Origin of the sequence: Wolbachia endosymbiont (group B) of Hofmannophila pseudospretella (genome assembly GCF_964028515.1) — a bacterium.
GTDB lineage: Bacteria > Pseudomonadota > Alphaproteobacteria > Rickettsiales > Anaplasmataceae > Wolbachia.
This window is the reverse complement of the sequence record NZ_OZ034788.1, coordinates 752,214-764,740: the sequence shown is the minus strand read 5'-3', so window position 1 is coordinate 764,740 and position 12,527 is coordinate 752,214. Positions and strand designations below refer to the sequence as shown.

7 protein-coding genes and 2 pseudogenes are annotated in these 12,527 nt (G+C 34.5%); all 9 read right to left on the bottom strand.

The window, feature by feature from the left end; all coding sequences use genetic code 11:
• Nucleotides 1-3 precede the first annotated feature (3 nt).
• The gene (gene htpG, locus ABWU24_RS03560; RefSeq protein WP_341815565.1) at nt 4-1,908 is read right to left on the bottom strand and encodes a molecular chaperone HtpG; all 1,905 of its coding nucleotides are present in this window, start codon (nt 1,906-1,908) and stop codon (nt 4-6) included.
• A gap of 158 nt (nt 1,909-2,066) precedes the next feature.
• Entirely contained in the window at nt 2,067-3,269 is a 1,203-nt protein-coding gene (locus tag ABWU24_RS03555) for a P-loop NTPase fold protein (protein ID WP_341815564.1), read from the bottom strand.
• Nucleotides 3,270-3,328: 59 nt separating this feature from the next.
• Entirely contained in the window at nt 3,329-4,198 is an 870-nt protein-coding gene (locus tag ABWU24_RS03550; protein ID WP_353274451.1) for a hypothetical protein, read from the bottom strand.
• 120 nt (nt 4,199-4,318) lie between these two features.
• Nucleotides 4,319-4,423: pseudogene (locus ABWU24_RS03545) on the bottom strand (recombination protein RecR); the annotation flags it as partial.
• A gap of 137 nt (nt 4,424-4,560) precedes the next feature.
• Entirely contained in the window at nt 4,561-6,108 is a 1,548-nt protein-coding gene (gene ltrA / locus ABWU24_RS03540; protein ID WP_264330863.1) for a group II intron reverse transcriptase/maturase, read from the bottom strand.
• A 613-nt stretch (nt 6,109-6,721) separates the two neighbouring features.
• Nucleotides 6,722-7,213 (bottom strand): annotated as a pseudogene (locus tag ABWU24_RS03535) (recombination mediator RecR); the annotation flags it as partial.
• Between the two features lie 125 nt (nt 7,214-7,338).
• Nucleotides 7,339-8,745 (bottom strand): ankyrin repeat domain-containing protein, encoded by a 1,407-nt coding sequence (locus ABWU24_RS03530; RefSeq protein WP_015588013.1) that lies wholly within the window; start codon nt 8,743-8,745, stop codon nt 7,339-7,341.
• A gap of 564 nt (nt 8,746-9,309) precedes the next feature.
• Nucleotides 9,310-10,119, bottom strand: a complete 810-nt coding sequence (locus ABWU24_RS03525; protein ID WP_341815562.1) for a hypothetical protein — start codon at nt 10,117-10,119, stop codon at nt 9,310-9,312.
• 115 nt (nt 10,120-10,234) lie between these two features.
• Nucleotides 10,235-12,442 carry a primosomal protein N' gene (gene priA, locus ABWU24_RS03520; RefSeq protein ID WP_341815561.1) on the bottom strand — a complete coding sequence of 736 codons (2,208 nt, stop codon included), beginning with the start codon at nt 12,440-12,442 and terminating at the stop codon, nt 10,235-10,237.
• Nucleotides 12,443-12,527 lie beyond the last annotated feature (85 nt).

Genomic DNA, 12,527 nt, shown 5'->3' with positions numbered 1-12,527 from the left:
GCATTAAACAGAAATTTTGCCAAGCAAATTATTGAGTCTTTTAGCAAACAGACTTACGTCTTCCATCTCTTCACCTTCCACTATACAAGCTTGATAGAACAATAAGTAAATCATATCCCCAAGTGTTGGATTTTCACCATTTTCAGCGTGAGATTCCATTATGTTTCTTATCAAAGGATGCTTAATGTTAATTTCAAGTACTTTTGGCGTGCGGTAATTTAGCTGCTTCTGTTCACGTAAAAAACGCTCCATACGAAGATCCATAGTTCCTTCATCAACTGCTAGACACACAGGACTGTCGGTTAATTTCTTAGAGATCTTTACACTTTTTACTAAGCTTCCAAGAACTTTGGTGAAGTATTCGAGTATAGAATCCGCGTTTTCTTCGCTTTTGTTTTCATCTGATTTATTTTCTTCATCTTTCTTACCTTCTTCTGAAGAGAATTTTTCTAAATCAACATCAGCACGGGTCACGGACTTAAATTTTTGATCTTTATATTCATGAATCACGCTAGTCCAGAAATCATCAACTGGATCAACAAATAGAAGCACTTCCAATCCTTTACTGACAAATCCTTCAAGTTGTGGACTGTTTTTTACTGAATCGAGACTATTTCCTGTGAGATAATAGATATGTTCCTGTTCAGGCTTCATTCTGCTTATATAATCATCAATACTAACTAGCTTATCATCACTGGTGCTATGAAATCTGCAAATGGAAAGCAATGCTTCTCTTTCATCAGTTGGCATAGCTTCGCAAAGACCTTCTTTTAACACCGCACCAAAATTGCCCCAGAATTTTGTGTATTCCTCTAAATTATCTTTTGCTTTTTTGCCGAGCTCTGATACCGCGCGTTTAGTTAGGGATTTCCTAATCTGCTCAACAACGCGATTATTCTGCAGTGTTTCTCTGCTGATGTTGAGAGGCAAATCTGGTGAATCAACCACACCTTTCAAGAAACGCAGGTATTGTGGTATAATTTGTACATTATCTTCAGTAATAAATACTTTATTGACATATAACTTTACAGAGCAGCGTCTATCTGGATGAAACAAATCATAAGGCTTGATAGAAGGAACATAAAGCAAATTCGTATATTCTATTGCACCTTCATTTTTATTATGCAGTATCATCCAAGGCTCACCACCTACATGCGCAACACCGCGGAAGAAGTCGTTGTGCTCTTCTTGAGTAACGTCATTTTTTGGCTTAGTCCAAATTGCAGCTTTGCTGTTTAATTTTTCACTTTTTCCCTCTTCATTTACAAACTCAACGGGAAAATTTATGTGGTCAGAGTAAGTAGTAACAATGTTTTCAATACGGAATTTGTCTAAAAATTCGCTTTCTTCAGGACGCATGATGAGCGTAATTTTTGTGCCACGAGAGATTTGACCATCTAATTTGCTGATTGAATATTCTCCATCTCCTTTAGATTTCCATACCCAAGACTCTTCTTCTCCGGCTTTCCTTGATTCTACTATAACTTCTGAAGCAACCATGAAGCTTGAATAAAAACCAACACCAAATTTTCCAATCAGCTCTACAGCTTGGCTCGAATCTTTATTATTCTTAATTGCATTCAAGAATTTTTGCGTACCAGAACTTGCAATCGTGCCAAGATTATCTATTAAATCTTGCCTGTTCATTCCAATTCCATTGTCGGTTATATACAGCTCATTCTTATCTTTACTGGAGCTAATAGTAATCTTCAACTCATCACTTGAATCTAATAAATCAGCATTTAATTGTGATTCATAGCGCAATTTATCACATGCATCTGATGCATTTGATATTAACTCACGCAAGAAAATATCCTTATTGGTATAAAGTGAATGAATTACTATATTTAGTACTTTGCCTACTTCAGCGTCAAATTTTAAACTTTCAGTTTCTTGTATGTTGTGCATTTTGAGCTCCATTATTAGCTTGCTATTCTAATAATTTAAGTATTGCAACGCGATCTTTCAAGGTCATGTATGCTAAAATTTATGTGAGCCAGCTTATGGTTCCAATGCTAAACTGGAATAAGCACAACCATTGTGTCATGCAAATTAAAAAGAAAGTGCTAGAATATAATATCTCTTATTTGCTTCAAAGATTTGTGAGTCTTTGATTCTTTTTCTTTAAAAATAGTCTCAAGAGAAGTTTTAAGCTTTTCCCATTCTTCCTGATCGTTTAGAATCAAAGCGCTCTCAATCTTCTCCAGTGCTTTCTGAGGTGATGAATATAATTCCTCATACAAATTAGTGTTTACTGACTGTAGTATTACTAAAAATGTAAATAAATTTGGATCAGCTTTCGCATAACATAGCTTTATTTTCTTTATGCAGTATTGTATTGCTTTTAATGATAACGAGAAGCTTTCTGCATAAAATATAAAGCTATCTATAATTAAGCTCTTTGATTTTTTCGGCAATTCAATATTTTGAAACAGCTTTCTTGTAAATTTCTCTATTGGCTGTTTTGGCAAATGCAAAGAGAGATCAGTAAAAGATTTTAGGCTGAAATTTGGTCCAAGTATTGTGCTGATTGCTCTTTGCACGTTACTTTTATCTTGACTAACAGAGATAATGAAAACCAATCCTTCTACATCAAGCATGTACTTTATCGATTCTAAAAAATCAACAATGAATTTAGGGCGGCATACATCAAGATCATCAACCATTATATAAATGTTTTTACCTTTTCTGATTTTGTTAACCACATCTGCTAGTTGTATTTTAAAATCTCTAATGTTCTCTTTTCTCCTTTGGAGAAGATTTAATTCACCCAAGACAAAACCTATGTCTTTCTTATCAGCCTCTTTTGCAGCATCGAGAAATACTGAAAGCATAGCGAGTGGAGATTTACTGATTAGCTTTCCTAATGTATTGAGAGAAAATAGTTCTTGGTTTATGTTTTTAAATTGCTGTATAACACTTCTTTTTACTTCGTATGATGCAAATAGATCCTCAAACAGGAAATGTAAAAAAGAAGGCAATGGTTGATCTATAGCACTAATATCCCATGCGCTGTAATAAGCTGCAATTTCATTTTGCTGCTCTAGATCCTTTACCCATTCTTTCAAAAAAAACGTCTTACCCCATTTATCATATCCTTCTAAGGATACAATAGAAAAAGACTTACCAATTGTCTTGATTATAGAACTAAATTTACTTGCAACTTGTTTATAGCCTAAGCAATCATTCTCCCAAATTATTACCTTGGGCAATTGCTCCTCTTCTTTTTTTCTGAATCTTACTAATGATATAAGTTTTTTAAAGCACATAAGATCCTTATGCTATATTTTACTATAGTATCTTATAAGTTAAGGGTCCAGACAATCATTTACCTATTAAGTAATCCATAACTTTCTATCACTGCATGAATGGAAAGGTTCTTCAAGCTGCTTTCGGGACTATATTGAATATCTATGCCGGTTAATTCTTTCACCCTTCCTTCTATATCTTTTTTTAACCTTTTTTCTAAATCATCTATATTGCCGGAACTTACCATTTGCATAACAGGAAATTTTCCATTTGAAATATACTCCTTCTCTATAAGTGGAGATATTTTAATTATCCAACCTAGACTCTCACGATTGTTTATTGATAATTTACCTTCTTCTTGAAGTAGATATAACTTTTCTATCATCTCAGCTCTATTACCGGAGTGATTCCTTACAAGATCCTTTAATAGTTCTCCATGTTCATCTATAGGCACATGAACATACATTAGCCACAAAAGAAGAACTAAGTCCGTATTATCTTTTGTTATTCCCTTTATTTCATGTGCCTGATTCATTGCATAAAAAACAGGATCTCTTCCACTACCATAAGAATAGCTAAACCCGCGTCCAACTAGATCTTCAATTCTCACTTGAATCACATTTTTCAGATTTTCAATAGATCTATGCTCTTGTTCCATTACTTTAAACATTTTTGAAGAATCTATTTTTGTGATATATGGGTCATATTTGATTTTAAATTTAGGTTCAATATTTATCAGATCTCTTTTTAGTTCATATTTGATTTCAAGTTCAGGCTCAATATTTATCAGATCTTTTTTAACCAGATGATCTTTTATTATATATCTAATTCGTTTACTATCTGCGTATTCTTTGTTAAACAACGCAATAAAATCAAGAGCGATTGATCTTAATTTTTTAATTAACCAATTATAAGTATTATATACTCCATCTAATAAAAAAGTTAACACAACTCCTCATTTTAAAACATTATGTTTTAAGTATACAATATTTTCAATTAGTAAAGCAAGTTTTTAGGCTGAAGTATGTTACAGTGTTTTTAAAGTGTGTTGCTCAGAAGAAATGGAATATTATTTAATATCCTGTCTTGAAGTAAGCGCTATCTTCAGCGTTCCTTCATCTAGGTAGTCAATTTCTCCACCTATCGGTATGCCACAAGCAAGGCGGGATATTTTTACATTTGAGTTCTTTAGGTCAGGTAAGGAAGCAGTATTACTACTACCCCCTCCCTTAGAAACGCAGCATGCAGGTTTCCCAACACTACGCTTGAGCCCCTTATCTAAGTTCTTCTTTTCTAGAACCGGCTTGTCCTTCATGATTCCTCAGGAAACATCATTCTTAATGGTGACACCAACAGTAGAGAACCTTCTCTTGAGAAAGAGCTTGCTAACATTCTTGTTCGTTTCACTCTCTCATCAAAATACTTTTTCCATTTTAAGTCAAGGGGATTTGCATCCGCTCTGATTTTAACATGTCGTCTGATAGGTATATCAATCAGCTTAAGCAGTCTTAAATACCGTATCTCTTTTGGTTTGTTCTTGCATAGGGGTGCAGCAAAAACCCATTGGCGTTGACCCATTACTTTGAAGTAACGATTCTTTATCCAACGTAATCCTTTACGAGGATGTCTTTTCTTTGCCCATTTCCATAAACTATGCCAAATTTCATTGTCGATCTTTCTAAACGCTTTTTTAGCACACACATGGTGATAGTAATTTCCCCATCCTCTCAGTAGAGAGTTGAGTGACTTAATTACTATAGCCTGAGTGTTCGCTATATTTGCTTTTATCAATGTACGTGCTTTATTAAGAAGTCTTTTAATACTTTCTTTCGAAGGTTTAATAATTAACTTCTTATTATATCTACGTACATTACAACCAAGAAAGTCAAACCCTGTTGTGATAGATGTAATCTTTGTCTTCTCTTCTGACAGAATTAAACCTCGCTCATGAAGAAAAGATGATACTAAAGGCTTAACTTCCTTTTCCAGTACTTCATGTGTGAAACCTGAAATAATAAAGTCGTCTGCGTATCTGATTACATTCACTCCACTTCTGATTTTGTTTCTTTTTCTACTGCCGAGTTTACCAAATCGACTTTCCAATAACTTTTCAAGTCCGTTTAAGGCTAAATTGGCTAGTATTGGAGAAATTATACCACCTTGCGGGGTACCTGCAGTTGTGGGATACAGAGTTTTTGATTCTAGGAAGCCAGCTTTTAACCAACTATGCAGAATTTTTTTCTCCATAGGAATATGCTTCATAAGCCATTCATGATTAATGTTGTCAAAGCATCCTTTGATATCACCTTCAAGTATCCATTGTAGTTGATTACGACTTGCCAGTAACAAATGACAAGCTACTGTAGCATCTGCACAGGATCTTTTAGGTCTAAAGCCATAGGAGTGACGATCACTGATCGTTTCAGCTATCGGTTCCAGAGCAAACAGATATAATGCTTGCATGGCTCTATCTTTTATCGTGGGTATTCCAAGAGGTCTTCTTTTGCCATTAGATTTACTGATATAAATCCGTTTTAGCGGAGAAGGTTTATATCCTCTTTGCTTTAACTGCTTTATTCCTTGAAATTTAGCATTGCAAGTTGACCATAGTTGACGATCTACACCCGCTGTGTTTTTTCCTTGGTTTTCAGTTACTCTCTTAACAGCCAAAGCTTTTCCGCTAAAAGAGCGTGTGAGAAGATGTTGTAAAGTTTTTACCTTACCCCATCTTCCTTCTTGGACAGCCTTAACAATACGTCTTTGTAGCCTCACAATAACTTTCTGGCATTTCTTCCATGGCAACTGCTTCCATGCTTCAAAGCTTTTGGTAGATGCACTTACAGGTTTACTTGTAATCATCTGCTTTCCTACCTTAAGTGGTTAACAAAGTTTCTTGTCACGAGGGACCAAACGGAAGTCTGCTCGTTTTCACGCGAATTAATGTTACAAATTCTATCCATTTCGTTACAAAATGGCATTCGCTTTCTCCATTCTCCTTTACCTGCACTTCCATCAGCATTCCTTGCGGTTTGCTTGCCATGTAGGCGAAAATACAGGCTTACCCTGTTTCTCCAGTCATACAATAGTGGGTTAGGTGGCTTCTCTATACCGGTGGAGTTATTATTTGCGTACATCTAGAAATGAAAAAATGTAACTTATCCACATTACCTTTTGGTCAGAGCTTATCAGCATCTTTAGCTCTTTCATCGTATCGGTACTTATAAAGCTTCACTTACGTTCACCATACCACTAGCCTAGCCCTCCAACCACATGATGCTTGCAGTTTATGCCCCTCTCACGATTGAGCATCTTCTTTTTCAAGAGGAGGTTCATTGTCCGCATCGCTTGGCACCAACCGGTTGCCCGATTCGCACTGATGCGTAGACTCAGACGGCAAAACATCTGGTTTAATAAGTTTTAGAATCCTTTCAGTTTCTTTCTGAATGAATTCCTCTCCTTTTAAACAATATGACCGAAGACTTTCAGGTCGCACCAATTCAATTATATATTGCGCAGTAACTTGGCCTTCTAATGTTGGATTAATTGCGACAATAACCTCTTCAATTTTAAATTCTGTAACTCTTTTAGGAATGTTATCAAGGTTCAGTTCTTTTGGACCTATGCCATTTATTGCTGATAGCCTTCCACCTAAAACATGATACATACCTGAATATATACTCCCTTTTTCAAATGCCCATAGATCACCCAATTCTTCTACTACACACATTAGCTTGGTGTCACGCTTTGGGTTAATACAAATAGAACATGGCGATTTAGTATCTAGATTCCCACAAATCTTACACTCTATTATAAGATCCGCTAGTTCTCTAATCAAAGATGCAAGGGGTAGCATAACCCTATCTTTGTTTTGAAGCAGATGTATAACTAGCCTTCTTGATGATGATGGACCTAAACTTGGCAATTTAGAAAAAGCATGAACTAAATTCTTTATATTAATGTTCATTCAACAAATTCAGGATAGTGCATAAAATGATAACATCAAACCTTTCGTAAAGAAAGCTTGGTTTGATTGGCTATGAAAAAGATTTTCCACTTTTCTCAGAACTTATCTTAAAAAAAGTAATGTAATCACAATCTACTGCAGCTTGATTCTACTTCAGGTAGAACTGAAATTATCTCAGATATTTGCGTATTTGTTCTAGTATTTCTTTTTTGAAAATGACGCAATTTATTTTTCAACATATTTCTTTCTTCTACATAACTGTTTGATTCTTTATTCAAACTAGAGTTTTTTTCTTCATACTTGGAAAGTATTGTATCGATCAAATAATTAAAAAATAATATTAGACCTGTAGTGTTGGAAAGCAATGCAAGAGAATAATATAACATATCTTCACTCACTTTTTCATTTATTATGTCATGGGAATTTCCATACATTCTAAAACAAGAGCCAAAGGCTGCTAAGCATACACAAGCAAGTTTTGTTTTGCTTAGGACGCACTTAATTCGCGCTAATTTTTTATTATTATCTTCTAATTTTATACGCCACTCACTAATTTTACTACTATAGTGCTTAATAAATAATTCTATTGCCTCTTGGTCATTAGTATAATTAGATGCTTTGTAAGATTCCTTATCTATGAGTTCAGTATCTATATCTCTTGATTTCAGAAGCTCTTTGATTGCTTCATTTTTGCCAAGAAGCACAGCTTCGTGTAGAGGTGTGTACTCACTTTCAACATCTTTTCTTCTGTTAATATTTTTATCAGTTAAGTAGTTAAAAAGAGCTGAAATGCATTCTGAATTATTACCTTCAATAGCCAGAGTAATTGCATCTTTTCCATCCTTGTTCTTAGTATTAATAAATTTGAAAAGCGGCTTTTCATTCTCTTCCTTATGTTCAAAATATTTGTGCTTGTAAAACTCATTCGCACGGTATGGCTCCTTAAGAATACACAAAAGCTTTTTTACAAAATCAGCATGATTTTTTTTAATAGCCACATGTAAAGGTGTGTCCTGATTTTCTTCATCTTGCAACAATAAGGCATCATACAAACAACCCTCTTGATATAAAAAATTAATCTCTTGATCAAAAGAGATATCTTCTTCTCCGTTACAGATATTTAGTAGCCGTGACCCTATACTTTCTCTAGTACTGTAATCAATTGCAGAACTACGTTGCACTTTAGATTGATAAAGGTTTATGTTCATACTACCCCTGCCTTTAAATAACCCAGCTATACCTCTAAACAGCCCAGCTATACCTGATTCACTCCGAGCGGCACAAGGCGTTTCATCTTGAATGTTAATCTCAACGCTTTCATTAGAAAAAAGTTCTAAAACATGCGAGCTGCCTCTTCTACTGGAAAAAGGTACCTCATTCTTTTTATCTTTAGCTTTAACGCTATTCTCTAGCTTTGCATTCGAAGCACTTAGAGGATTAGCTAAATAATCAAGATCTGTAGCATTTTTAGACTCAAAGTCTTCTGCTTGAAAATTTGCTGCAGCGTTTATTTGACCCTCTATTGGTAACATAAAAAACTAATAATTAGATTACAGGTAGGGTATCTCATCTTTAAAAATTTTCAACTCTATTTAAATTTTTTTAAAATAGTTTTTGATAAAAATATTTATGACACTAACTTTTTGGTTCTCTTGTTAAACTCCTACAAGACAGAATTATTAGCTAAAAAATTACTTCCGCATATTTTAAATCTGATTACAATTACAGTTAGAGATATTTATTGAGCTCAAAAATCTATCTTCGGTCTGCAGACTTTTAAATCACACTCACTAAAAATGTAGCGTATCCTCTTCAGAGCATATCTGTCGTATGTGCACTGCATTTTTTCTAATCTTTTTTTCACAGGGGGATCTTATGTTCAGAATTCCAGATACTTGACCTTTACTTTAGCTAATAAAAACCAACTGGTACCTGCGGTTTTTATAGCTACGTTTTCTCAAACAAGGTTTAAATGAATAGATTTCTTGCATAAACAGATGTCATCCCAGTGCTTGACACTGGGATCCAATAAGTAAAATGCGCTGGAACTTTCGAATTCCAGTTATGCAAGAAATCTAATGTTAAAAAACTCACAGTTATTGTTTATCTTTTAGCATTGCTTCATTTGTATAAGCCTTTTTCTGCTCAACGGAAGAGAGTTGAGAATCAACAGCTTTTTCTATCGATTTAGCCTGTTTATAGTCTTGACTTAGTAAATATATAGCCACTCCAACTGCTATTCCAGCAACAAGAGCAGATACTGCGAGTGCGCATAATATAATAGTCATTGAAGGTACTAGAGCACTACCAATACCCAGTCCAACACCAAGAAAAACACCAGGTATGATACCAATCAAACCATTACATCTAGCACTTTCTTTTTTCGATTGAGCTTGGTCTTTCATAGATTTAATGAGTGCTTCTCTTGTTTTTTCTTCTTGAGCTAAATCTAATGGCATTTTGTCTTCTTTATTCCTTATCAAAGAATTTGCGCCATATTTCAAAAGTGCTTCTATTGCCTCAGTGTTATTACTTATAACAGCTTGGTGTAATAATGTATTTCCACTTTGATCTCGAAAATTGATCAATTTATAGAAATCCTCAAGAGTAATATAGTCATGTACTGCTTCATCTAGAATATTCATTGCGTTTTGAAATGACAATATCTCTCCTTTCTTAGACCTTGCACTATAGTGTTTAATACAGTGATGCAAAATAAGGTATATTTGCACTGCTTGTTCATTAATAAAATCTCCTTTTGTAGAGATTACATCTACAATAGCTGCTGAGAATAACTCTTTCTCAATCACAATTTTTCTATCATCAGTAAGATAATCTTTCAACTCTTGAATGTTTTTTTCAAGACTCTCGTTTCGATTATGAATAATCTTAATTAAATCATGCATACCATCTCCTTATTCTAATTATATCAATAATATAATAAATCGTAATAAAAGTCAAACTATTGATTAAAAAATTAATACAATTAATTCTGTGAATGTCAAATAAATTCAAATAACATCAAAAGAAACTCACAGGATCAACATCTATTGTTATTGCAATGTTTGAACTCAAGTTACAGCAATGTTTCAGCTTTTTCTTTATGAATAGACTATGGTTATTGTGTATTTTCAGTAACACTCTATAACGATATTTATTGTTTAAAAAATTTATTGCTGCTGGTGATGGGCCAAAAATTTCAAATTCTTTCAGCGTCAAGTGCTGAAAGGTAGTTGAACATTGATTATGTAAAAAGCTTGTTAGCTCACTTGCTGCTTTCTGCGTTGCAAATTGATCCTTATCACAAACTATAAGCGCTATTAATCTACTAAATGGTGGCATTTTAGCTTTGCGTCTTGACTCAAGTTCAACTTCATAAAACAAGTCCCTTTTTTGCTGCTGTAATGCTCTTATTATTAAACTTTCAGGATTATTGGTTTGCACTATTACCGTTCCTTTTTCGTTGAACCTCCCAGATCTACCCGCAACTTGATGCAATAATTGATACGTCTTTTCTGCTGCCCTGAGGTCAGAATTTTCAAGTCCTAAATCTGCATTTATCACTCCAACCAAAGTTAACTTAGGGAAATTATGCCCTTTGGCAATCACTTGTGTACCGATTATAATATTCACCTCTTCTTTCAACACTAAATCAATGACGTTACCAAGCGACTTCTGATCGCTGCTGATAATCGCAGTTTTTGCATTTGGTATTAATTTCACTATTTCTTCAACTAACCTTTCAATTCCCACACCATAAAGGAGCAATGACTGCTCACTTTGACAATTGGAGCATTTTTCTGGAAGTTTTGATTGATAAGAACAATGGTGACATAAAAGGACGTTCTTTTTCTTGTGGTAAGTAAGCCATACAGTGCAATTTGAGCAGGAAATTTTATATCCACATTTTTTACAAACTGCAAGTTGCGCATACCCCCGGCGGTTTAGAAAGAGCATAACTTGCTGTTTTTTCTCTATGGTTTGTTTTATTCCTTCGAAAAGTTCATTGGAAATCCATTGCTTATTATTTACTACTTTTATTTGTGGCAACTCTGCACCACCGAATCGTTTAGTCAATTTTACATGATTGTAATTCCCTTTTTTAACATGATAAATTGTTTCAAGTAGCGGAGTGGCGGATGACAAAATAATCGGAATATTTTCGAGTTTGGCTAAGATAATGGCCATATCTCGAGCATTATATATAATCCCCTGTTCTTGTTTAAAGGATGAGTCATGCTCTTCATCGACGATAATTAATTTTAGGTTTTTATAAGGCAAAAAAAGCGCTGACCGTGCCCCAATAATTATCTGCGCACTTCCATTTGCGATACTGAGCCAATTATTTCGGCGAGCTTTTGGAGTAAGTCCTGAATGCCACTCAGCTATATTTCCAGATGTCTGACTGCGAACGCGATTTACCAATTGTGAAGTTAGGACAATTTCTGGCAGAAGGATAAGGACTTGTGCATTACCTCCTTCTGTTGTCATTCCAGTGTGTAACCTTTTGGTGTTTGAACATTTGCAGGTAGTTTTAGTAGTAGATGATGTCATTCCAGTGCTTGACACTGGAATCCAGTCTTTATCGTACAAATGCTTAGTGTACTGATTTGAAATTAAGTTTTCTGGATCCCAGTGTCGGGGCACTGGGATGACATCCTTTTTGGTAAAAATTACTCTTATATTGTAACATTCGTCTAGTTGTGTATTGAACGCTGGAATATTCTTAATTAACTGTGCAATCACAGAGAGATAAACTTCCGTTTTTCCAGACCCGGTTTCACCGTCAAGTAAAGTTACTGAATACTCATTCAAATTACTTATTATTTTATCTCGAGCTGCTTGCTGCTCAGGGTTTAATTGGTAATCTATTTCACTTATTTCCTGCTTTTGTTTAGTGCAAACTAACTTATCTATTTGATTTACCTTTAATACTCCTCCCATTATCACTTTGGCAAGCATACCAATAGGTATTACATTATATTGAGCAACCCATTCTGCAAATTCGATCAGTTTTGGTCTGATGCTCGGCAAATCGACCTTTTGTTCAATAAATTTTAATTCTCGATCGCTTTTGCTACTTTTTCTCCAAACTATTCCAATCAAGCGTTTTCTACCAAACGGTACTACTACGTAATCTCCAATTGAAATTTCAGTGTTTTCTTCAACTATATAGGAAAATAGCTGATCAATTGGAAGTGGTAGTAATACATCAACTGCTTTCCTCATAGTAGCCTAAACTATTTTTGTAATTTTCAAATGAATCAGAAAAATCAGATACACAAAAAGACCTTAATGCTTTTTTCATAGTACA

What these genes read in the sequence shown, in the direction of transcription:
- ABWU24_RS03555 (WP_341815564.1), bottom strand. Translation starts at nt 3,269, where the DNA reads ATGTGCTTTAAAAAACTTATATCATTAGTAAGATTCAGAAAAAAAGAA.
- ABWU24_RS03530 (WP_015588013.1), bottom strand. Translation starts at nt 8,745, where the DNA reads ATGTTACCAATAGAGGGTCAAATAAACGCTGCAGCAAATTTTCAAGCA.
- priA (WP_341815561.1), bottom strand. Translation starts at nt 12,442, where the DNA reads ATGAGGAAAGCAGTTGATGTATTACTACCACTTCCAATTGATCAGCTA.
- ltrA (WP_264330863.1), bottom strand. Translation starts at nt 6,108, where the DNA reads ATGATTACAAGTAAACCTGTAAGTGCATCTACCAAAAGCTTTGAAGCA.
- htpG (WP_341815565.1), bottom strand. Translation starts at nt 1,908, where the DNA reads ATGCACAACATACAAGAAACTGAAAGTTTAAAATTTGACGCTGAAGTA.
- ABWU24_RS03525 (WP_341815562.1), bottom strand. Translation starts at nt 10,119, where the DNA reads ATGCATGATTTAATTAAGATTATTCATAATCGAAACGAGAGTCTTGAA.